Source organism: Rhizobacter sp. P3_C12 (assembly GCF_056402735.1).
The window spans coordinates 1-20,654 of sequence record NZ_JBFUGW010000108.1 but is presented as its reverse complement, the minus strand read 5'-3'; the positions used below and the strand labels follow the sequence as shown (position 1 = coordinate 20,654).

The 20,654-nt window shown below is 70.3% G+C and carries 21 protein-coding genes and 1 pseudogene; 15 read left to right on the top strand and 7 right to left on the bottom strand.

The window, feature by feature from the left end:
* From AC1DXV_RS17665 to AC1DXV_RS17615, 11 genes are all read left to right on the top strand, one after another.
* The coding region (locus AC1DXV_RS17665; RefSeq protein ID WP_477934760.1) for an energy transducer TonB at positions 1–384 on the top strand (384 nt) is incomplete at its 5' end.
* Entirely contained in the window at positions 381–1,133 is a 753-nt protein-coding gene (locus AC1DXV_RS17660) for a MotA/TolQ/ExbB proton channel family protein (protein ID WP_477934758.1), read from the top strand. The genes AC1DXV_RS17665 and AC1DXV_RS17660, both read left to right, overlap by 4 nt.
* Positions 1,134–1,148: 15 nt before the next feature.
* Positions 1,149–1,574, top strand: coding sequence for an ExbD/TolR family protein (locus AC1DXV_RS17655; protein ID WP_477867890.1), 426 nt, complete (start codon positions 1,149–1,151; stop codon positions 1,572–1,574).
* The gene (locus AC1DXV_RS17650; RefSeq protein WP_477867892.1) at positions 1,571–1,735 is read left to right on the top strand and encodes a hypothetical protein; all 165 of its coding nucleotides are present in this window, start codon (positions 1,571–1,573) and stop codon (positions 1,733–1,735) included. The genes AC1DXV_RS17655 and AC1DXV_RS17650 overlap by 4 nt, the downstream gene beginning before the upstream one ends.
* Positions 1,736–1,855: 120 nt before the next feature.
* Complete coding sequence (locus AC1DXV_RS17645; protein WP_477867894.1) at positions 1,856–4,132, top strand: catecholate siderophore receptor Fiu; 2,277 nt, start codon at positions 1,856–1,858, stop codon at positions 4,130–4,132.
* 5 nt (positions 4,133–4,137) lie between these two features.
* On the top strand, positions 4,138–4,827 hold the full coding sequence (locus AC1DXV_RS17640; protein WP_477867896.1) for a Fe2+-dependent dioxygenase: 690 nt from the start codon (positions 4,138–4,140) through the stop codon (positions 4,825–4,827).
* Positions 4,827–5,462 carry a PepSY-associated TM helix domain-containing protein gene (locus AC1DXV_RS17635; protein ID WP_477934756.1) on the top strand — a complete coding sequence of 212 codons (636 nt, stop codon included), beginning with the start codon at positions 4,827–4,829 and terminating at the stop codon, positions 5,460–5,462. The genes AC1DXV_RS17640 and AC1DXV_RS17635 overlap by 1 nt, the downstream gene beginning before the upstream one ends.
* Before the next feature lie 32 nt (positions 5,463–5,494).
* On the top strand, positions 5,495–6,013 hold the full coding sequence (locus AC1DXV_RS17630; protein ID WP_477867900.1) for a DUF2271 domain-containing protein: 519 nt from the start codon (positions 5,495–5,497) through the stop codon (positions 6,011–6,013).
* A gap of 10 nt (positions 6,014–6,023) precedes the next feature.
* A complete protein-coding gene (locus tag AC1DXV_RS17625; RefSeq protein WP_477867902.1) occupies positions 6,024–6,872 on the top strand; it encodes a DUF4198 domain-containing protein in 849 nt (282 codons plus the stop codon).
* 8 nt (positions 6,873–6,880) lie between these two features.
* Entirely contained in the window at positions 6,881–7,915 is a 1,035-nt protein-coding gene (locus AC1DXV_RS17620) for an FAD:protein FMN transferase (protein WP_477934754.1), read from the top strand.
* Positions 7,912–9,285, top strand: a complete 1,374-nt coding sequence (locus tag AC1DXV_RS17615) for a sulfite reductase subunit alpha (protein ID WP_477865509.1) — start codon at positions 7,912–7,914, stop codon at positions 9,283–9,285. Before AC1DXV_RS17620 ends, AC1DXV_RS17615 begins: the two co-directional genes overlap by 4 nt.
* A 137-nt stretch (positions 9,286–9,422) precedes the next feature.
* Here AC1DXV_RS17615 and AC1DXV_RS17610 read toward each other — a convergent pair.
* Positions 9,423–9,776 (bottom strand): annotated as a pseudogene (locus AC1DXV_RS17610) (ribbon-helix-helix domain-containing protein); the annotation flags it as partial.
* Positions 9,777–9,851: 75 nt separating this feature from the next.
* Entirely contained in the window at positions 9,852–10,430 is a 579-nt protein-coding gene (locus AC1DXV_RS17605; RefSeq protein ID WP_477865508.1) for a DJ-1/PfpI family protein, read from the bottom strand.
* Between the two features lie 305 nt (positions 10,431–10,735).
* Here AC1DXV_RS17605 and AC1DXV_RS17600 point away from each other — a divergent pair, with 305 nt between their 5' ends.
* Positions 10,736–11,170, top strand: coding sequence for an SWIB/MDM2 domain-containing protein (locus AC1DXV_RS17600; RefSeq protein ID WP_047501850.1), 435 nt, complete (start codon positions 10,736–10,738; stop codon positions 11,168–11,170).
* Between the two features lie 46 nt (positions 11,171–11,216).
* On the opposite strand, the gene AC1DXV_RS17595 is transcribed toward AC1DXV_RS17600, so the two are convergent.
* A complete protein-coding gene (locus AC1DXV_RS17595) occupies positions 11,217–13,634 on the bottom strand; it encodes a hybrid sensor histidine kinase/response regulator (RefSeq protein WP_477865507.1) in 2,418 nt (805 codons plus the stop codon).
* 145 nt (positions 13,635–13,779) lie between these two features.
* Between AC1DXV_RS17595 and AC1DXV_RS17590 the strand changes: the two genes are divergently transcribed.
* On the top strand, positions 13,780–14,340 hold the full coding sequence (locus tag AC1DXV_RS17590) for a hypothetical protein (protein ID WP_477865506.1): 561 nt from the start codon (positions 13,780–13,782) through the stop codon (positions 14,338–14,340).
* A gap of 34 nt (positions 14,341–14,374) precedes the next feature.
* The gene (locus AC1DXV_RS17585) at positions 14,375–14,536 is read left to right on the top strand and encodes a hypothetical protein (protein ID WP_477865505.1); all 162 of its coding nucleotides are present in this window, start codon (positions 14,375–14,377) and stop codon (positions 14,534–14,536) included.
* Between the two features lie 70 nt (positions 14,537–14,606).
* Here AC1DXV_RS17585 and AC1DXV_RS17580 read toward each other — a convergent pair whose 3' ends face one another.
* The 4 genes from AC1DXV_RS17580 to AC1DXV_RS17565 all read right to left on the bottom strand — a co-directional run bounded on the left by AC1DXV_RS17580 (position 14,607) and on the right by AC1DXV_RS17565 (position 20,130).
* On the bottom strand, positions 14,607–15,212 hold the full coding sequence (locus tag AC1DXV_RS17580) for a 2-hydroxychromene-2-carboxylate isomerase (RefSeq protein WP_477865504.1): 606 nt from the start codon (positions 15,210–15,212) through the stop codon (positions 14,607–14,609).
* Positions 15,213–15,279: 67 nt separating this feature from the next.
* On the bottom strand, positions 15,280–18,252 hold the full coding sequence (gene uvrA / locus AC1DXV_RS17575) for an excinuclease ABC subunit UvrA (RefSeq protein WP_477865503.1): 2,973 nt from the start codon (positions 18,250–18,252) through the stop codon (positions 15,280–15,282).
* A 97-nt stretch (positions 18,253–18,349) separates the two neighbouring features.
* The gene (locus tag AC1DXV_RS17570) at positions 18,350–19,495 is read right to left on the bottom strand and encodes a hypothetical protein (protein ID WP_477934752.1); all 1,146 of its coding nucleotides are present in this window, start codon (positions 19,493–19,495) and stop codon (positions 18,350–18,352) included.
* Positions 19,492–20,130 carry a sigma-70 family RNA polymerase sigma factor gene (locus AC1DXV_RS17565; RefSeq protein WP_477874244.1) on the bottom strand — a complete coding sequence of 213 codons (639 nt, stop codon included), beginning with the start codon at positions 20,128–20,130 and terminating at the stop codon, positions 19,492–19,494. Before AC1DXV_RS17565 ends, AC1DXV_RS17570 begins: the two co-directional genes overlap by 4 nt.
* A gap of 155 nt (positions 20,131–20,285) precedes the next feature.
* Between AC1DXV_RS17565 and AC1DXV_RS17560 the strand changes: the two genes are divergently transcribed.
* Positions 20,286–20,654 (top strand): hypothetical protein (locus tag AC1DXV_RS17560; RefSeq protein WP_477934750.1); only part of this gene is annotated, 369 nt, incomplete at its 3' end.

Below are 20,654 nucleotides of genomic sequence, written 5' to 3'. Positions count from 1 at the left end.
GCCTTCGTCGCGCCACCGCCGCCGGTGGAACTGCCGCCGCCCCCCGCGCCGGTCGCCGTCGAAGCGCCACCGGCCCCGCCCGCACCGCCGGCCCCGCCGAAGCAGATCCCGGCCTCGGCCGTGCGCTACCTGAAAGCCGAGCCGCCCGAGTACCCCCGCGCCTCCAAGCGCCTGAAGGAAACCGGCAACGTTGTCGTGCGCGTCTGGATCGATGAAGGCGGCCTGCCGCAATCGGTGCAGGTCGGCAAGTCCTCCGGCTACCCGCGGCTCGATGAAGCCGCGGTCGACGCGGTGCGCAGGTTCCGCTTCGAGCCCTACACCGAGAACGGCCGCCCGACCGCGGGCTGGGCCTTGATCCCCTTGAATTTCGATCTGGAGAAATGACCGTGAACGCAGACGCTGGCTTGGGATTCGGCCACTTCATCGCGCAAAGCGATGTGGTGGGCAAGACGCTGCTCGGCATCCTGGTGCTGATGTCGATCGCCTCCTGGGTGATCATCGTGATCAAGGGCCTGTCGCTGGTCTCGCGCCGCCGCCACAGCCAGAGCTTCCTGAACTTCTTCTGGAACGCGACCTCGCTCGAGGCCGTCGCCAACGAGATCACCACGCACGGCGTGCACGACCCGTTCTCGCACCTCACCAGCCACGCGATGCATGCGCAGGCCCACCATGCCAGGTACGGCGCCGCCAAGCTCGAAGAAGCCGGCACCTCGGGCGAATTCGTCACCCGCACCATCAAGAAGGTGCTCGACGAGGAAACCACGCGGCTCGAGAACGGTCTCGCGATGCTGGCCACCGTCGGCGCCACCGCGCCCTTCGTCGGCCTGTTCGGCACCGTCTGGGGCGTCTACCACGCGCTGGTCGCGATCGGCATGAGCGGCGCCGGCACGCTCGACAAGGTGGCCGGCCCGGTCGGCGAGGCGCTGATCATGACGGGCCTGGGCCTCGCGGTCGCCATCCCCGCGGTGATGGGCTACAACTGGCTGACCCGCGCCAACCGCGTGATGTCGTCCAAGCTCGATGCCTTCGCGTACGAGCTGCACACCTTCGTGTCGATGGGCCAGCCGCTGGGCAATGAAGCGGCCCAGCCGGCCAATGTGCGTGCGCTGGCCTCGCGGCCGGTCGCCGCCTGACGCGAGGTCGCCGCCATGGCCTTCGCCAGTTTCGATTCGAAGAACGCCAGCGCGCCGATGGCGGAGATCAACATGGTCCCGCTGATCGACGTGATGCTGGTGCTGCTGGTGATCTTCATCATCACCGCGCCGCTGCTGACCAATGCCGTCAAGCTGGAGCTGCCGAAGGCGAGCTCGCAGGTCAACCAGTCGCCGGCCGACAAGGTCGAGTTCGCGATCGACGCCGGCGGCCTGCTGTACTGGAACGGCGAGCTCGTCACGCGGCCCGAGGCGCAGAAGCGCTTCGCCGCCGAGAGCGGCAAGCAGCCGCAGCCCGAGATCCACCTGCGCGCCGACCAGGCGGTGGCCTACCGCTACGTCGCGCAGACGCTGGCCGATGCGTCGAAGGCGGGCCTGACGAAGGTCGGCTTCGTCAGCGAGCCGGAGGCGGCGCAGCCATGAGCAGCGCCTTGCGCATCTGGCGCTGGCCGGTCGCACTGGCCGTGCTGAGCGCGGTCGGCCTGCTGTCGGCCTTGCTCGGCGACGGCGGCTGGGACGCGCTGTCGTGGGCCGCGCTCGGCCTGCCGATCGCGGTCGCGTCCTGGTACGCACTGCGCCGTTGATTCGAATTTCTCCATCCAGCCGGCGCCGGTCTCGGGCCGGCTGTTTTTCCGCCTGATCTTCACCGTCCCCGCCAGCCATCGCGCCAGCCAAGACAAGACAAAACCCTCGAGGAGTACCCCTTGGCCTACATCAAGAGCCGCAAGCACGCGGCAAGCAAGACATCCGCGTTGGCTCAGATCGGCCTGATGGCCGTCGCATTGCCGGTGGCCGCGCAGACGACCCCGGTCGCCGACGCGCCGAAGAAGCCCGATGCGCCCGAGACGACGCTGCCCGCGCTGCGCGTCACCGGCCAGTCCGGCAGCGAGTTCAAGGCCGACAACGCGTCGAGCCCGAAGTTCACGCAGCCGCTGCTCGACACGCCGCAGACCATCACCGTGATCAAGAAGGAAGTGCTGCAGCAGCAGGTCGCGACCACGCTGGCCGAGGCGCTGCGCAACACCCCGGGCATCACGATGCAGCTCGGCGAGAACGGCAACACGACGACCGGCGACTCGATCTTCATGCGCGGCTTCGACACGACGAACAGCATCTTCGTCGACGGCATCCGCGACCTGGGCAACATCTCGCGCGACGTGTTCAACGTCGAGCAGGTCGAGGTGATCAAGGGCCCGTCGGGCTCCGACAACGGCCGCGGCGCATCGTCCGGCTACGTCAACCTGGTGTCGAAGACGGCAGGCCGCGAGGCCTTCAACAACGGCACGCTGACCGTCGGCACCTCGAGCCGCGTGCGCGCCACCGCCGACCTGAACCGGCCGCTGGACCTCGGCATCTCGGGCTCCGCGCTGCGCCTGAACGTGCTCGCACAGGACTACGGCACGCCGGGCCGCGACGAGGTCAAGAGCAAGCGCTTCGGCTTCGCGCCGTCGCTGGTGCTCGGCCTCGGCACGCCGACCCGCACCACCTTCAACTACCTGTACGTCGACCAGAAGAACGTGCCGGACGGCGGGGTGTCGACCTTCGGGCTGCCCGACTGGCGGCCCGGCGCGGGCATGCAGAGCGGCGCGGCGGTCGACTCGAAGAATTTCTACGGTTCGACCGACGACTTCAACGACGTGACGCTGCACATGTTCACCGCGCGCATCGAGCACGACCTGTCGAGCGGCACGACGCTGCGCAACACGACGCGCCTGGGCCACACCGAGCAGGACTTCGTGCTGACCGGCGTCAATGCCGTGACCTCCACGACCGGCACCGACCCCGCCACCTGGACCGTCGCACGCAACCGCCAGGGCCGCCACCAGACGAACGAGATCCTGACCAACCAGACCAACCTGAGCACCGAGTTCAAGACCGGCGGCATCGGGCATTCGCTGTCGACCGGCTTCGAGTTCATCTACGAACGCCAGAACCAGCAGAACAAGGTCGTCAGCGGCACGCAGGCGCCGGCCAACCTGTACCACCCGAGCACCGGCGACGTGTTCCAGCCGCTCGTCGACAACGGCGCCTACACCAAGGGCAGCACGCTGAGTGCGGCGGTCTATGCGTTCGACACGCTGAAGTTCTCCGAGCAGTGGCTCGTCAACGGCGGCCTGCGCTGGGAGAAGTTCCACACCGAGACGAACAGCGCCGCCCTCAACTCGGCGACGCCGGCGGTGCTGGTGCAGAACCCGCCGCTCGGGCTGACCGACAACCTGCTGAGCTGGAAGGTCGGCGCGCTGTTCAAGCCGACGCCGGATGGCAGCATCTACCTGACGGTGTCGAACGCCTACCAGCCGCCGGGCGGCGCCAACTTCTCGTTGAACGCCTTGAGCACCAACCAGGCGAGCCCGAGCACCGACCCGCAGGAAGGCAGCAACATCGAGCTGGGCACCAAGTGGGACCTGTTCGGCGGCAAGCTGTCGGCCACCGCGGCGATCTACCGCAGCGAGAACAAGAACGAGCTGGTCTCCGACGGCGCCGCGGCGCCGACCTTCACCCAGGTGGGCAAGCGCCGCGTCGACGGCGTCGAGCTCGGCCTGGTCGGCCAGGTGACGCCGGCGCTGAACCTGAGCGCGGGCGTGGCCTACATGGACCCGAAGATCCTGCGCGGCGTGCCGGCCGGCGCCAGCGCGAACAACGGCGGCGTGATCGTCTATTCGCCGAAGGTGACCTTCAGTTCGTGGGCGTCGTACAAGGCGATCGACAAGCTGACCGTCGGCGGTGGCGTGCGCTATGTCGACACCGTCGCGCGCAGCAGCAACCTCACCCCCAGCGCGACGCCCAACCTGATCAACACCGAGTCGTACACGGTGGCGGATGCGATGGTGGCGTACGACCTCAGCAAGAACGTCACGCTGCAGTTGAACGTCAACAACCTGTTCGACAAGGACTATGTGGCGTCGGTCAACAATGGCGGCTCCCGCTACAAGCCGGGTGAAGCGCGCAACGCGCTGCTGAGCGCCAACTTCAAGTACTGACCGCCATGATGCTCCACGTGCCCGGCGTGCTGACGCCGTCCCAGGTCGCCGAGATCCGCGAGGCCCTCGATGCGGCCGACTGGAACGACGGCCGCGAGACGGTCGGCGCGCAGGGGGCGCAGGTCAAGCGCAACCGCCAGCTGCCCGAGGCCGGGCCGCTGACGCAGCGCTTCGGCGCCGTCATCCTGACGGCGCTGGAGGCGCATCCCTTGTTCGTCTCGGCCGCGCTGCCGCTGCGCTACGTGCCGCCGCTGTTCAACCGCTACGAAGGCGGCGAGCAATACGGCCTGCATGTCGACGGCGCGGTGCGCGGCGTGCCGGGCACCAGCCTGCGGCTGCGCACCGACCTGTCGTGCACGCTGTTCCTGGCCGACCCCGGCGACTACGACGGCGGCGAGCTGGAGGTGATGGACACCTACGGCGCGCACGAGGTGAAGCTGCCGGCCGGCGACCTGATCCTGTACCCGTCGAGCAGCCTGCACCGGGTGCTGCCGGTCACGCGCGGCGCCCGCATCTGCTCGTTCTTCTGGCTGCAGAGCCTGGTGCGCGACGATGCGCAGCGCGGCATGCTGTTCGAGCTCGACCAGGCCATCCAGCGGCTGCGCGAGCGCGATACCGCAAACGCCGACAACGCCGAGCTGCTCGCGCTGACCGGCCACTATCACAACCTGCTGCGGATGTGGTCCGAGGTCTGATGGACGCCACCCCCGCCGCCACACCGGCGCCGCAGCGCGCCTACTGGCTGAAGACGCTGCACCAGTGGCACTGGATCAGCTCGGCGCTGAGCCTGGTMGGGCTGCTGCTGTTCACCGTCACCGGCTTCACGCTGAACCATGCGTCGCAGATCGAGGCGAAGCCGCAGGTCACGAAGCGCGCGGCGCAGGTGCCGCCGGCGCTGCTGCCGCTGATCACCGCGAAGCCGGCCGACGACAAGCAGCCGCTGCCGCCGGCGCTGGCGGCGTGGGTCGAGCAGGGCCTGTCGATCGAGGTGGCCGGCCGTGCCGCGGAGTGGTCGCCCGAGGAAATCTACCTGCCGCTGCCGCGCCCCGGCGGCGATGCCTGGCTGCGCATCGACCGCGTGGAAGGCGCGCTCGAATACGAGCGCACCGACCGCGGCTGGATCTCGTACCTGAACGACCTGCACAAGGGCCGCCACACCGGCAGCGCGTGGAGCTGGTTCATCGACCTGTTCGCCGCGTCGTGCCTGGTGTTCTCGGTGACCGGCCTGTTCATCCTGAAGATGCACGCCGCCAAGCGCCCGAGCACCTGGCCGGTGGTGGCCGGCGGCCTGGTGCTGCCGCTGCTGCTGGCGATCCTGTTCATCCATTGATCCCGATTCCCCGATCTTCCAGAAGGACCCCCATGAAACTGAGCTATTCGATGGCGATGGGCGCCGCCGCCGCGCTGGCCGCGCCGGCCTTCGCGGCCGACGCGAACCTGAAGCTGGAGCTGCCGCAGCTGAGCGTGGCCGAGTACCACAAGCCCTATGTGGCGGTGTGGGTCGAGAAGGCGGCCGACCCCGGCTTCGCGTCCAACGTCGCGCTCTGGTACGACCTGAAGAAGCGCGACAACGGCGGCGCGAAATGGCTGAAGGACATGCGCAGCTGGTGGCGCAAGAGCGGGCGCGAGCTGCAGACGCCGATCGACGGCGTCACCGCCGCCACCCGCTCACCGGGCGAGCATGTGCTGGCCCTGTCGAGCGCCAAGGGCCTCGCTTCGCTGCCGCCGGGCAGCTACCAGCTGGTGGTCGAAGCCGCCCGCGAGAACGGCGGCCGCGAGGTCGTGCGCCTGCCGTTCGACTGGCCGGTGAAGGCCGCCCAGACCGCCAAGGTGCAGGGCGAGCATGAACTCGGCGCCGTGTCACTCGACCTGAAGCCTTGAGGAGCCACGCATGAAAACCTTCCACCGATCGATGCTCGCGCTGCTCGCCGTGGCCGCGCTGCTGCCCCTCTCCGCGCAGGCGCACCGCACCTGGCTCGTGCCCTCGGCCACCGTCGTCAGCGGCCGTGAAGCGGCTGTCACGGTCGACGCCGCGGTGTCCGAAGACCTGTTCGAGTTCGACACCAATGCGCTGGTGCTCGACAAGCTCAGCATCGTCGCGCCCGACGGCAGCCTCGTCGCGCCGGAGAACCTCGCCGCGGCGCGCCGCCGCAGCAGCTTCGACGTGAAGCTCGCGCAGCCGGGCACCTACCGCATCGTCAATTTCAGCGAGAGCGTGTTCGCCAACTACAAGCTCGGCGGCGAGCCGAAGCGCTGGCGCGGCACGGCCGAGGCGATGGCCAAGGAGATCCCGGCCGACGCGACGGAGCTGCAGGTCACGCGCATGCAGAACCGGGTCGAGACCTGGGTCAGCAACGATGCGAAAGGGGAAAAAGCGGGCGACAAGGCGGCAGCGAAGCCCGCCGACAAGGCCTTCGCGCCGCAAGGCACCGGCCTCGAGTTCGTCCCGCTGACCGCGCCGACTGACCTGAGCGCCGGCGACAGCTCCAGCTTCTGCGTGCTGCTCGACGGCAAGCCGGCCGCCAACCTCGACGTGACGATCCTGCGCGGCGGCAATCGCTACCGCTACAAGCTCGGCGAGATCGCGCTGAAGACCGATGCGCAGGGCCAGTTCAGCGTCAAGTGGCCCGAGGCCGGGCGCTACTGGATCGGCGTGAACCACAGCGTGCGCGCCGCCGAAGGCACGCCGCCGACGCGCCGCGTGAACGCCAGCGCGACGGTCGAAGTGCTGCCGCAGTAAAGAAGGCGATGCAGACGGCGCGGGTGCTGGTCCCGCAGCGCATTGCGACGCGTGCGCCGGCGCTCGGTGCGCAGGTGCATGCGCTGCAGGGCGTGACGATGGGCACGAGCTGGTCGGTGCGCGTCGCCGGCCCGCGGGGGCTCGCGCTCGCGCCGCTGGCGCAGGCGATCCAGCAGGAGCTGGACCTCGTCGTCGCGCAGATGAGCCCGTGGGAGCCCGGCTCGGACATCAGCCGCTTCAACCGCGCGCCGGCCGGCAGCTGGCAGGCGCTGCCGGACGCGTTCGGCGAGGTGCTGGCCTGCGCGCTGCAGGTCGCGCGCGACAGCGACGGCGCGTACGACCCGGCCGCCGGCGCCCTGGTCGACGCCTGGGGCTTCGGGCCGCGGCAGCGCCACGACGAGCCCGGCTTCGTGCCGCCCGACGACGCGGCGGTGCGGGCCGCGCGTGCCGTCAGCGGCTGGCAGCGCTTGGAGACCGGCCCGCAGGGCGTGCGGCAACCGGGCGGCCTCCGGCTCGACCTGTCGGCGATCGCGAAGGGCCATGCGGTCGACCGCGTCGTGCAGCGGCTCGCGCAGCAGTTCGGTCTCGACGACGTGCTGGTCGAGGTCGGCGGCGAGCTGCGCGGCGAGGGCGTGAAACCCGACGGGCAGCCGTGGTGGGTGGCGCTGGAACCGGTGCCGCGCTGGGTCGACGGCGGCTGGCAGCTCGACGCAGACCCGCCGCCGGCCCGCATCGCGCTGCACGGCCTGAGCGTCGCGACCTCGGGCGACCACCGGCGCTTCTTCGCCCGTGATGGCCGCCGCTACCCGCACACCATCGACCCGCGCACCGGCCGGCCGATCGATCACGGCGTGGCGGTCGTGACGGTGCTCGATGCGTCGTGCATGCGCGCCGATGCGCTGTCGACCGCGCTGACGGTGATGGGGCTGCAGGCCGGCCTGCCGTGGGCCGCGCAGCGCGGCATCGCGGCGCTGTTCGTCACGCGGCGCAGCGACGGTGGGCTCGACGAGCAGGTCACGCCGGCCTTCGCCGCACTCGAATGAGTCCTTCCGCGCGATTCCTGGCGGCAGGTGCCGTCGCGCTCGCCTACCTCGCGTTCTGCGGCTTCATCGCCTGGCGTGAACGGCACCGCCGCGCGGCCGCCTCGCGCGATGCGGCTGCGCTGGACCATGCCGAGGCCGATGCCGCGCCGGTGCTGGTCGCGTTCGCGAGCCAGACCGGCTTCGCCGAGCAGCTCGCGTGGCAGACCGCGCGCCTGCTGCACACCGCCGGCGTGCCGGTGCGGCTGCTGCCGCTCGGCGAACTGCGGCCCGACGAGCTGGCGCACACCGAACGGGCGCTCTTCATCGTCAGCACCTACGGCGAGGGCGACGCGCCCGATGCGGCCTCGGCGTTCGCGCGCCACATGGTCGACGGCGGCCAGCCGTTGCCGCGCCTGCACCATGCGGTGCTGGCGCTCGGCGACCGCAGCTACGCGCAGTTCTGCGGCTTCGGCCGCCGGCTGGATGCCTGGCTGCAGGTGCAGGGCGCGACGCCGCTGTTCGAGCGCATCGAGCTCGACAACGAGGATGCCGCAGCGCTGAAGCGGTGGCAGCAGCAGGTCGCGCACCTCGCCGGCACGGTCGACCTGCCCGACTGGCAGGCGCCGGGCTTTGACGACTGGCGGCTGGTCGAGCGCCGCGTGCTGAACGAGGGCGGCGCCGCCGCGCCGGTGTGCCACCTCGAACTCGTGCCGGCCGACGGCGCGGCGCTGCCCGTCTGGCAGGCCGGCGACCTGGTGCAGGTGCAGGCGCCCGGCGACCTGCAGCGACCACGCGAGTACACGATCGCCTCGGTGCCGTCGGCGGGCCGGCTGCACCTGATGGTGCGACAGGAGCGGCATCCGGATGGCGGCCTCGGCGTGGCCTCGGGATGGCTCACCGCGCAACTGCAACCGGGCGACCGCGTGCCGCTGCGGCTGCGCGCGCACGGCAGCTTCCGGATCGGCGACAACGCGGCGCGGCCGCTGGTCCTGATCGGCAACGGAACCGGCCTGGCGGGCCTCAGGAGCCACCTGATGGCGCGCGCCGAGCAGCAGGCACCCGTCGCCTGCTGGCTGCTGTTCGGCGAGCGCCAGGCCGCGCATGACGCGCATTACGCCGCCGACACCGACCGTTGGCAGGCCGACGGCGTGCTCGCGCAGCTCGACCGCGTGTTCTCGCGCGACCAGCCTGAACGCCTCTACGTGCAGCACCGCGTGCTGGAACAGGCGGAGCGCCTGCGCGAATGGGTGGCCGGCGGCGCGGCGATCTATGTGTGCGGCAGCCTCGAGGGCATGGCCGCCGGTGTCGACGACGCGCTCGCGCAGGTGCTCGGTGCGGCGCAACTCGCGGCGCTGGCCGACGCCGGCCGCTACCGCCGCGACGTCTATTGAGCGTGTAATTCGTAGCCCGGATGCAATCCGGGTCCCGGGTTGTCACCCGGGCTACATGACGACCCCTCGCCCGGTGGGTACACCAGTCGGTCCCCCAGGGGGACGCGGGCCGGCTTGGGGCGGCCCGGCGCTCGGCCCGGCGTCGCCCAGCTGCGCGGCAGGTCATCGAGCACCGCGCGCGCATCGAGCGAGCGGATCGGCACGCTGTTGTCGACCGGAATCCGCTGGTGCGCCTGCAGCGCCATGTAGCGCAGCGCGCTGACGCGCAGGAACGACGCGAAGTTGCCGACCTCGCCACGGGCCTCGACGAGCTCGTCGTAGAGCCGCTCCAGCAGGTGCGTGACGCTCATGCCGTCGCGCGCGCCGATCTCCGCCAGCACCTCCCAGTGCAGGTTCTCGAGCCGGATGCTGGTCACGACACCGTGCAGGCGGACCGAGCGCGTGCGCGATTCATAGGACGACGGATCGGCGCGGATGAAGACTTCGCACATGGTCGTGTTCCTCGATGCGGCGGAGCGGGGCGCCATCTTCGGACGATCCCCGGCCCGCTGCAACGAGGGGTTTCTTCAGTGCTGGATGCGCGTGCCGAGCACCGCGAGGAACTGCGACAGCCAGGCCGCGTGCGCCGGCCAGGCCGGTGCGGTCACGAGCTTGCCGTCGGTCACCGCCTGGTCGACCTCGATCGCCGCGTAGCTCGCGCCGGCCAGTTCCACCTCGGCCGCGCAGGCCGGATAGGCGGACACGCGCTTGCCGCGGATCACGCCGGCCGCCGCGAGCAGCTGCGCGCCGTGGCACACCGCCGCGATCGGCTTGTCGGCGCGCGAGAAGTGCTGCACCAGCGCGATCACGGCCTTGTTCATGCGCAGGTATTCCGGCGCGCGGCCGCCCGGAATCACCAGCGCGTCGTAGTCCTCGCCCTTCACCGACGCGAACGTCGCGTTCAGCGTGAAGCGGTGGCCGGGCTTCTCGGAGTAGGTCTGCTGGCCTTCGAAATCGTGCACCGCGGTCATCACGAACTCGCCTGCCTTCTTGTCCGGACAGACGGCATGCACCGTGTGGCCGACCATCTGCAGCGCCTGGAACGGCACCATGGTCTCGTAGTCCTCGGCGTAGTCGCCGACCAGCATCAGGATCTTCTTGCCCATCGTTCGTCTCCTTCGACAAGGACGGCAGCGCACCATGCGGCACCGTCGAAACGCATTCTCGGAAGCACGCGATGCGCGCGGGTAACAGCCCGCTGCGACACCTCGAGAGCACGCAGATGAGGCTCACAGGCGACAAAACATCGCGCGAAGGCGCATGAATGCGTGTTTCACCTATGAAAACTGCTTCTCAATGCAGCACTCTCGCAGTAGTATTCGCTCCGCACGTGGACCTGGAGAACCGAGAGCTCATGCGGCTCTCACCCAACCCGGGCACATCAACAACGTTATTGATGGAGAAATTCAACATGGCAACTGCGAAACCGCCCGCTCGGAAAGCGGCTCCTGCAAAGAAAGCGGCACCGGCCAAGAAGGCTGCACCCGCGAAGAAAGTAGCGGCCAAGAAGGCCGCACCGGCCAAGAAGGCCGCTCCCGCCAAGAAGGCAGCGCCGGCCAAGAAGGCCGCTGCGAAGAAGGCCGCACCGGCCAAGAAGCGCACCCCGAACGCTGCCTTCATGAAGGCCATGACCCCGAGCGCAACGCTGGCTGCCGTCATTGGCGCCAACCCGCTGCCGCGCACGGAAGTGACCAAGAAGGTGTGGGAGTACATCAAGAAGAACGACCTGCAGGACAAGGCCAAGCGCACGATGATCAACGCCGACGCCAAGCTGAAGGAAATCTTCAAGAAGGCCCAGGTCTCGATGTTCGAGATGACCAAGCTGATCAACGGCCACCTGAAGTAATCAGGTTCCGTTCACCTCAAAAAGCCGACGCTTGCGTCGGCTTTTTTCATTGTGGAGAGGGCGTTTCCATCGCCTTCGCGACGGCATCCAGCACGCGCGCGACGTTGATCGGCTTGGTCCAGTAGTCGTCGAAACCGGCGGCGAGCGCCGCATCGATCTGCGGCTGCATCGCATCCGCCGACAGCGCGATGCAGCGCAGCCCGCTCGTGCGCGCGTCGTCGCGCAGGCGGCGGATCAGCGTCAGGCCGCTCGCGTCCGGCAGGTTCATGTCGATCAGCAGCAGGTCCGGCGCCTGCTCGCGCGCCGCCGCGAGGCCGCTCGCGCCATCGTTCGCGACGCTCAGCCGCCACTGCGGGCGGCCCTTGAAGACCTCCTGCATCAGCATCACGTTCAGCGGCTCGTCCTCGACGTACAGCACGTGCTTCTGCGCCACGGCAGGTGGCGCGGGCGGCGTGGCGGCGGGCAGCGCGGATGCCGGGTCCGCGCGCGCCGCATCGCCCGCCGGCAGCAGCAGCGTGAAGGTCGAGCCCTGGCCGGGCGTGCTGCGCAGCAACAGCTCGCCCTGCATCGCCGCCGCCAGCGTGCGCGCGATCACGAGCCCGAGGCCGCTGCCCTCGATGCGGCGCTGCTCGGCGCCGAGCCGGTTGAACGGCTGGAACAGCTGCAGCTGCTGCGCCGTCGTCAGCCCCTCGCCCTCGTCGCTCACCGCCACCATGACGCGCTCGCCGTCGTGCTGCAGCACGAGCCGCACCGTGCCGCCGGCGCGGTTGTACTTGATGGCGTTCGACAGCAGGTTCAGCAGCACCTGCTCGACCGCACGTGCATCGGCGGTCGCCCAGCAGCCCGCGGGCCGCTGTGGCGCGAGCAGCCGGATGCCGGCGTTGTCGGCCAGCGGCTGGATGATCGCGAGGCAGCTCTCGACCGCGGCGCACAGGTCCACCGGCACCGGCTTCAGCGAGAAATCCTCCTGCTCGATGCGCGCCAGGTTCAGCACGKCGTTGATCAGCTCCAGCAGGTGTCGGCCGGCGTGCATCACGCTGTCGATGCGGCGGCGCTGGTCGGGGGCGAGCGGGTGCAGGCGGTCCAGCGACATCAGCTGCGCGAAGCCGAGGATGCCGTTCAGCGGCGTGCGCAGCTCATGGCTCACGCGCGACAGGAACTCGCTCTTCGCGCGGTTCGCCTGCTCGGCGGCCTCCTTGTCGCGGCGCAGCTGCTCCAGCGCGGCCTGTTGCGTGATGTCGCGGCAGGTGCCGACCAGGCCGTCGACGCGGCCGGCGGCGTCGTGCGTGCAGCGCGCAAACAGCTCCAGCATCGCTGGCAGGCCGTCGGGCCGCAGCAGCCGGTAGCGGCTCTCCAGCCGGCCGTCGGTGGCCAGCGCGCGCCGGATCGCGGCCTCGGTCGCGGCGCGGTCGTCGGGGTGCACCGCGGCGAGGAAATCGTCCAGCGTGTAGTGCGGCAGCGGCCACGGCTGGCCGTGGTTCGCGCAGGCGCGCCGGTCGAAGCCGACCTCGCCGCTCGCCAGCGAGAACTGCGCGACGCCGATGCCTGCCGCCTCGGCGGCCATGCTCCAGCGCTCCTCGCTGCCGCGCAGCGCGATCTCGGCCTGCTTCTGCGCGGTGATGTCGGCGGTGAAGCCGTGCCACAGCGTCGAGCCGTCGGCCAGCCGCTCGGGCATCGCGCGGGTCTCCATCCAGCGCACGCTGCCGTCGTCGCGCAGGATGCGGTAGCTGCGGTGCCACGCCGCCAGCGTGCGCGCCGAGGCCTCGATGCTGTCGAGGTAGCCGCGCTGGTCGTCGGGGTGCAGCAGCCGGAACGGCACCGTCGGGTCGCCGCCGTTGCCGTCGCGCGGCGGCTCCACGCCGAACAGCTCGCGCGAGGCATCGCTCGCATACGGGTAGCTGACCTGGCCGTCCGGGTGCAGCTGGAACTGGAAGATCACGCCCGGCACCTGCGACGACAGCTTGCGCAGCAGCTCGGCCTGCACATGCGCCTTGCGCTCGGCCTCGACATGCGCCGAGACATCGCGCGCGGTGCCGCGGTAGCCGGCGAACTGCCCCTGCGCATCGAACACCGGCACCGCGCTGCGCGAGATGCGCAGCACGCCTCGGCCGGTCTGCTTGTCGGTCAGCACGCGGGTGATCGGGCGGTGTTCCTGCAGCAGCTGGTGGAAGCTGCGCCCGCCGGGCAGCGGGTGGGCCAGCTCGTCGAGCAGCGGCGAATCGGCGATCTGCCGGCCGATCATCGACAGCGGCGGCAACCCGGTGATCGCCTCGAACGCGCCGGAGACCCAGGTGTAGCGCAGCTGCGCATCGGTCTCCCACATCCAGTCGCCCGAGGCGCGCGCGAAATCGAGCAGGCGCGTGCGCTCCAGGTCGGGCGATGGGGGATGCATGCGGGCATTGTCGAGCAGCGTCGTGCCGCACTCAAGCCGCTTGAACCCGCGCGCCGCCGTCGGCGGCAGCATGTCACGCACCCCCTGCGCACCCCCTGCGCACCGCTGTAGGGCTTCTCCCACACCCGCAGATTGGTTTGTCCGGCAGACCGGCCGGGGGGCGCTGCCTAAGCTTGCCGCACCGGCTTCAGGCCATTCCGTTCGAGGAGATATCAATATGACCAAGCAACAATCGCTGTCGTGCCAATCGTTGTCGTACATCACCGCCGCCGTCGCGGCACTGATGTTCAGCACCGGCGCCTTCGCCGCCGACAAGACCGCCTACGACCAGGCCAAGGCCTCGGCCAAATCGACGTATGAAGCGGCGCACAAGCAGTGCGAATCGCTGTCGGGCAACGCCAAGGACATCTGCGTCGCCGAAGCCAAGGCCGCCCGTGTGAAGACCGAGGCGACCGCCGAAGCCGACTACAAGGGCACGGCCAAGGCCACGTACAAGGCCAAGGAAGACATCGCCGAGGCCGACTACAAGGTCGCGAAGGAGCGCTGCGACGACAAGGCCGGCAACGAGAAGGACGTCTGCGTGAAGGAAGCCAAGGCCGTCGAGACCAAGGCCAAGGCCGATGCGAAGGCCGAGCGCGACACCAAGAAGGCGAGCGCCGAAGCCACCGACGACAAGAAGACGGCGGCCTACAAGGCCGAGGCGGAGAAGTGCGATTCGCTGGCCGGTGACGCGAAGACGGCCTGCGTGAACAACGCCAAGGCCAAGTTCAACATGTGATGCACCCGACAACGCACCCACCGGAGGCCCCGCCATGAGCTTCTTCATTGCCGCAACCATCACCGTCGTCACGGCGGTCGGCCTCCTGGTCGCGCTGATCGCGCTGCTGCTGCAACCGAACGTCGAGGAATTGATCCAGGGCAACTGGGTCAACGACGCGTCGGACGCGGAAGGGTCGGCAGTGCGCAACGGCTAGGCCGAGCCCCGGGTTGTCACCCGGGCTACTGTCGACCCGCGCAACCTCGTAGCCCGGATGCCAATCCGGGTCAGCCTTGCGCGAGCCGCCGCTGCACGAAATCCAGCCGGTCCTGCCCCCAGAAGATCTCGCCGTCGATCACGTAGCTCGGCGCGCCGAACACGCCGGCCGCGATCGCGGCCTCCGAATCCTGTTCGTAGCGCTCGTGCACCGCCTGCGAGTGCGCGTCGTCCATGCGTTGCGCCGGCAGGCCCTGCTCGGCGACGAGCGCCTGCAGCACCGCCAGGTCGGCGATGTTGCGTTCTTCCACCCACACCGCCCGCAGCACCGCCGTCGTGATGCGCAGCGCCGCCTCGGTGCCGTCCTTCATGTCGACCGCGATGATCAGCTGCGCCGCATCGTCGCTGTTGACCGGGAAGTACTTCGGTTGCAGGTTGATCGGCTGGTTCAGCCAGGCGCTGAAGCGCTTCAGCTCGACCAGCCGGTAGGCCTGGCGCTGCGGCGCGCGCTTCGACAGCGGCAGCCCGCCCGACACCGGAAACACCTTGCCGCCCAGGTCGACCGGCAGCACGTTGACCTTGGCACCGGCGGCGGCCGCGATCTCGCAGAAGCGCTGGTGGCCCAGGTAGGTGTACGGCGAGTGCGGGGACAGGTAGTAATCAATCGTCTGGCTCACGGCGGGCTCCTCTCGAAGGGCTGCAGTCTAGCCACGTCCGGTGACGCCGTTCGTGCGGGTGTTCCCGTCACTCGGCCAGCAGGGGTTTCAGGTACTGCCCGGTGAAGCTCGCCGGGTTTGCTGCTATGTCTTCCGGCGTGCCGCTCGCCACCACCATGCCGCCGCCGGCGCCGCCCTCGGGGCCCATGTCGATCAGCCAGTCGGCGGTCTTGATCACGTCCAGGTTGTGCTCGATCACGACGATGGTGTTGCCGGCGTCGCGCAGCTGGTGCAGCACGCGCAGCAGCAGGTCGATGTCGGCGAAGTGCAGCCCGGTGGTCGGCTCGTCGAGGATGTACAGCGTGCGGCCGGTGTCGCGCTTCGAGAGCTCCAGCGCCAGCTTGACCCGCTGCGCCTCGCCGCCCGACAGCGTGGTCGCGCTCTGGCCGAGCCGCACGTAGCCGAGGCCCACGTCGAGCAGCGTCTGCAGCTTGCGCGCGATGTTGGGCACCGCGTTGAAGTACGCATGCGCGTCCTCCACCGTCATCTCCAGCACCTCGGTGATGTTGCGGCCCTTGTAGAGCACCTCCAGCGTCTCGCGGTTGTAGCGCTTGCCGTGGCACACGTCGCAGGGCACGTAGACGTCGGGCAGGAAGTGCATCTCCACCTTCAGCACGCCGTCGCCCTGGCAGGATTCGCAGCGCCCGCCGGCCACGTTGAAGCTGAAGCGGCCGGCACCGTAGCCGCGCTCCTTGGCGGTGTTCATCTCGGCGAACAGCTCGCGGATCGGCGTGAACAACCCCGTGTAGGTGGCCGGGTTGCTGCGCGGCGTGCGCCCGATCGGGCTCTGGTCGACGTTGATCACCTTGTCGAACGCGTCCAGCCCCTCGATGGTGTCGTGCGCCTCCGGCTCGGCATGGCTGCCGTACAGCTTGCGCGCGACCGCCGCGTACAGCGTGTCGTTGACCAGCGTGCTCTTGCCCGAGCCGGACACGCCGGTCACGCAGGTCAGCAGCCCGACCGGGATCTCGACCGTGACGCCCTTCAGGTTGTTGCCGCGCGCGTTGACGATGCGCAGCGATGTCGGCGTCGCGTCGTCCGGATCCTTGGGCTTGTCCTTCACCCGGTGGCGCTGCTTCGGCACCGCGATGCGCAGCACGCGCGACAGGTAGCGGCCGGTCAGCGATTCGGCGCTCGCCGCCACCGCGTCGGGCGTGCCCTGCGCGATCACGTGGCCGCCATGCACGCCGGCTCCCGGGCCCATGTCGATCACGTGGTCGGCGGCGCGGATCGCGTCTTCGTCGTGCTCCACCACCAGCACGCTGTTGCCGATGTCGCGCAGGTGGCGCAGCGTTCCGATCAGGCGGTCGTTGTCGCGCTGGTGCAGGCCGATGCTCGGCTCGTCGAGCACGTACATCACGCCGGTCAGGCCGGAGCCGATCTGGCTGGCCAGCCGGATGCGCTGCGCCTCGCCGCCGGACAGCGTGTCGGCGCTGCGGTCCAGGCTCAGGTAGTTCAGGCCGACATCGTTCAGGAACTTCAGCCGCGAGCGGATCTCGCGCACCACCTTGTCGGCGATCTCGGCCTTGGCGCCGCGCAGCTTCAGCGCGCCGAAGTAGTGCAGGCACTCGCGCAGCGTGAAATGCTCGACGCGGAAGATCGGCTCGCCCTTCCTGTCGCCCGCATGGTCGTCTTCGCCTTGCAGGAACACGTTGCGCGCCTCGCGCCGCAGCCGCGTGCCTTCGCAGTCGGGGCAGGGGCGGGCGGCCTGGTAGCGGGCCAGGTCCTCGCGCACCGCGGCCGAGTCGGTCTCCTTGTAGCGGCGCTCGAAGGTCGGGATGATCCCTTCGAACGGGTGCATGCGCTTGACGCTGCGCGATTTGCCCTTGCCGTTGCCTTCGCTCTCGTAGGTGAACGCGATGTCTTCTTCGCCGGAGCCGTACAGCAGCACCTGCTGGCCCTGCTGGGGCAGCGCTTCGAACGGCGCGTCGATGTCGAACTTGTAGTGCTTCGCGACGCTCTCGAGCAGCGAGAAGGTGTAGCCGTTGCGGCGGTCCCAGCCCTTGACCGCGCCGCTGGCCAGGCTCAGCGACGGGAAGGCGACGACCCGCTCCGGGTCGAACGCGGTGACCAGGCCCAGCCCGTCGCAGCTCGGGCAGGCGCCGACCGGCGAGTTGAACGAGAACAGGCGCGGCTCCAGCTCGCTCAGCGAGTAGCTGCAGATCGGGCAGGCGAACTTGCTCGAGAACAGGTGCTCGCGGCCGTGGTCCATCTCGAGCGCGACGGCGCGGCCCTGCGCGATGCGCAGCGCCGCCTCGAAGCTCTCGGCCAGGCGCTGGCGCAGGCCGCTGGCGGCGGCGTCGGGCTGCACCTTCACGCGGTCGATCACGACGTCGATGTCGTGCTTCTCGGCCTTCTTCAGCTTCGGCAGCTCGGCGGCCTCGTGCGTCTGGCCGTCGATGCGGAAGCGCACGTAGCCCTGGGCCTGCATCTCGGTGAACAGGTCGCCGAACTCGCCCTTGCGGTCGCGCACCACCGGCGCCAGCACCATCAGCTTGGTGTCCTCGGGCAGCGCGAGCACGGTGTCGACCATCTGGCTGACGCTCTGCGCCTGCAGCGGCACATGGTGGTCGGGGCAGAAGGGCGTGCCGGCGCGCGCGTACAGCAGGCGCAGGTAGTCGTGGATCTCGGTCACCGTGCCGACGGTGGAACGCGGGTTGTGGCTGGTGGCCTTCTGCTCGATGCTGATGGCCGGGCTCAGGCCCTCGATCACGTCGACGTCGGGCTTGTCCATCAACTGCAGGAACTGGCGCGCATAGGCGCTCAGGCTCTCGACATAGCGCCGATGGCCCTCGGCGTACAGCGTGTCGAACGCGAGGCTCGACTTGCCCGAGCCGCTCAGCCCGGTGATCACCACCAACTTGTTGCGGGGGATGTCGAGGTCGATGTTCTTCAGGTTGTGCGTGCGCGCGCCGCGGACGCGGATCAAGGACGTCTCTGTCGAGGCGTCGGCCGGGGTGGTCGCCGGAGCAGGAGGAACGGGGGGTCGAGGCGCGGGCATCGGGTCGCAGGCACGAAACCAAGCATCATATAGGCGCAACGTGTCGCGGGCCGGCAGCGGGTTTCCGGCGAACGGGAGACGGAACGGGGCGGGGTGATCAAGGCGTCGCCGCGTCCAGCGCCTGGCGCAGCGATGCCAGCGTCGCGGCATCCAGCGGCGCACGCAGCGTCTCGCCTACATCGCGCCGCTCCCACACCAGCGCATCCTCGGTCAGCTGCAGGCGCTGCGTGACCTCGCCGTCGCGCAGCAGTTGCAGCTCGGTGCCCGGCGCAGGGCGCTCATTGCCGAGGCTCTGCCAGCGCCCGCGCGAGGCGCTCTCCAACCGGCCGAGCCAGCGGCTGACGGCGTTGTCGAACGGGTGCTGCGGGCCGCCGGGGCGCTGCCAGTACCAGCGCGTCGCCTCGCTGCCGATCTGCTGGCGCAACTGGGCGATGGCGGGGCCGGCGGCGGCGAAGCCGGCGATCCCCGCGGCCTCGGGCGCCGCCGCCACGGCAGCCGGCGCGGCCATCTTGGCCGCGGCACGTGCACGCTGGTCCGGCGCTTCGCTGCTGCGCTCGCGGCTCTCGTTGCGGCTGCGTTCCGCCTTCGCATCGGCCACGGCATCGGGCGACCGCGGTGCGGCCGGCGGGGCCGGCGCGGGCAGCGGGGCGGTTGCGGCGGCAGGCGGCGCTGCCGCCGTCGGACCCGGCATCTGCAGCGTCGTTTCCTCGGCCACGATGCCGCGCGAATCGGCCGCGGCATCGCGCCGCTTGGACTCTTCGGCGCGGCGAGGTGCCGCGGCCGCCGGCTTCGGCTTCTCGATGCGCGGGGCCGGTGCCTGCGCGGGTGCCGCTGCAGGTGCATCGCCTGCCGGCACCGTCCTGGCCTTCTCCTGCTCGACAGGCGCGGGCTCTGCTGCCGGCGCCGGCGCGGCAGGCGCCTGCACCGCCACCTGCGGCGACAGCGCCTCTTCCGGCGGGTGATCGCGCCACAGCAATCCGGCAAAACCGATCACGATCACGCCGGCCAGCGCGCCGGCGAAGCGCGGGCGGCCGATCCAGTCCCACAGCCGCTGCCCCCACGACGGTGCCGCAGCCGGTGCCGCTGCCCGGCCGTCGCGCGCCTTGGCCTGCGCCTCGCGCAGGATCAGCTCGCGCAGCGCGGCCGGCGGCGCCGCATCGGCATCCGGCGCATGGCGCAGCGCCTGCCGCAGATGGCGGTCGTGTTCGATGTCGTCGCGCTCGAGGCCGGGTCCGCCGCTCATCGCGAAGGCTCCGTGCCGTTCAGCGGCGCGAGGTACGCCCCCATGCAGCTGCGCAGCTTGCTCATCGCATAGCGCAGCCGCGTTTTCGCGGTCTCGAAGCCGACCTCCAGCGCGCGCGCCACGTCGGCCAGCGGCAGCTCGTCGTCATGGTGCAGCAGGAAGGCGCTGCGCTGCGGCAGCGGCAGTTCCTCCAGGCAGGCCAGCAGGCGCTCGCCGGCGCGGCGCCAGAACGCGACATCCTCGCCCTGCGGCGCCGGCCACTGCTGCCACGGCACGCCATCGGCCGCCTCGGGCTCCCACGGCGCGCCGTCGTCATCGTCGGTCGTGATCGACACCTCGCGGCCGCTGCGCCGCCACACGTCGATCACCCGGTGGTGCGCCAGCGTGAACAGCCAGGTGCGAAAGCTCGCGCCCTGCGGCTGCCAGCTGGCGCGGGCATTGACCACGCGCAACCAGGTGTCCTGGAACACCTCGTCGGTCTGCGCCGCGAGCGCGCCGCCGAGCAGCCGGCGCACGAAGCGGTACAGCCCGGCCTGGTGGCGGGCATACAAGGCTTCGAAGGCGGCGGCGTCGCCGCGCGCATAGGCGCTCATCAGGTGGTCGTCGCTGGTGTCGGTGTCAGGGCCGGGTCGCATGGCATGGCAGTCTGCCTGATACGGTGGGTGATACGCGCGACGTTGCGCAACGGGGTGAAACGACGGCCCTCAAAAAAAACGCGATGAGGTTCACCCCATCGCACCGGCTGCCACGTGTCAGCCAGGGTCACGTTCCGACAACCCTGGAGACCCGCATGGACACGATGAAGACCCCGCGCCGCACGCTGACCTCGGTGCTGATCGCCTCGCTGCTGCTGGCCGCCTGCGCCGGCAGCCTGGATGGCAACCTCGCACAGGCCGCCGAGCCCTGGCCGCCGGTGTGGCAGGACGCGCCGCCGCAGCTCGACGATGCGCCGCCCGCGTTCTCGCCGCCCTCGGCCACCAGCTGCCACCGCCTGCCGGCAATGCGCGAGGTGCCGGGCGGCTCCGGCCAGTACGGCAACCGACGCCTTCTCGGCCGTGCCGAGCGCCTCGAGCGCGAGTCGGCGAAGGCCGAATCGAAATCGGCACCGGAGCGGCGCGACGAGCCGGCGATGGCCGCCGGCGCGCCGGCCGATGCGGTG

What these genes read in the sequence shown, in the direction of transcription:
- AC1DXV_RS17660 (WP_477934758.1), top strand. Translation starts at nt 381, where the DNA reads ATGACCGTGAACGCAGACGCTGGCTTGGGATTCGGCCACTTCATCGCG.
- AC1DXV_RS17655 (WP_477867890.1), top strand. Translation starts at nt 1,149, where the DNA reads ATGGCCTTCGCCAGTTTCGATTCGAAGAACGCCAGCGCGCCGATGGCG.
- AC1DXV_RS17650 (WP_477867892.1), top strand. Translation starts at nt 1,571, where the DNA reads ATGAGCAGCGCCTTGCGCATCTGGCGCTGGCCGGTCGCACTGGCCGTG.
- AC1DXV_RS17640 (WP_477867896.1), top strand. Translation starts at nt 4,138, where the DNA reads ATGATGCTCCACGTGCCCGGCGTGCTGACGCCGTCCCAGGTCGCCGAG.
- AC1DXV_RS17630 (WP_477867900.1), top strand. Translation starts at nt 5,495, where the DNA reads ATGAAACTGAGCTATTCGATGGCGATGGGCGCCGCCGCCGCGCTGGCC.
- AC1DXV_RS17625 (WP_477867902.1), top strand. Translation starts at nt 6,024, where the DNA reads ATGAAAACCTTCCACCGATCGATGCTCGCGCTGCTCGCCGTGGCCGCG.
- AC1DXV_RS17620 (WP_477934754.1), top strand. Translation starts at nt 6,881, where the DNA reads ATGCAGACGGCGCGGGTGCTGGTCCCGCAGCGCATTGCGACGCGTGCG.
- AC1DXV_RS17615 (WP_477865509.1), top strand. Translation starts at nt 7,912, where the DNA reads ATGAGTCCTTCCGCGCGATTCCTGGCGGCAGGTGCCGTCGCGCTCGCC.
- AC1DXV_RS17605 (WP_477865508.1), bottom strand. Translation starts at nt 10,430, where the DNA reads ATGGGCAAGAAGATCCTGATGCTGGTCGGCGACTACGCCGAGGACTAC.
- AC1DXV_RS17600 (WP_047501850.1), top strand. Translation starts at nt 10,736, where the DNA reads ATGGCAACTGCGAAACCGCCCGCTCGGAAAGCGGCTCCTGCAAAGAAA.
- AC1DXV_RS17590 (WP_477865506.1), top strand. Translation starts at nt 13,780, where the DNA reads ATGACCAAGCAACAATCGCTGTCGTGCCAATCGTTGTCGTACATCACC.
- AC1DXV_RS17585 (WP_477865505.1), top strand. Translation starts at nt 14,375, where the DNA reads ATGAGCTTCTTCATTGCCGCAACCATCACCGTCGTCACGGCGGTCGGC.
- uvrA (WP_477865503.1), bottom strand. Translation starts at nt 18,252, where the DNA reads ATGCCCGCGCCTCGACCCCCCGTTCCTCCTGCTCCGGCGACCACCCCG.
- AC1DXV_RS17570 (WP_477934752.1), bottom strand. Translation starts at nt 19,495, where the DNA reads ATGAGCGGCGGACCCGGCCTCGAGCGCGACGACATCGAACACGACCGC.
- AC1DXV_RS17565 (WP_477874244.1), bottom strand. Translation starts at nt 20,130, where the DNA reads ATGCGACCCGGCCCTGACACCGACACCAGCGACGACCACCTGATGAGC.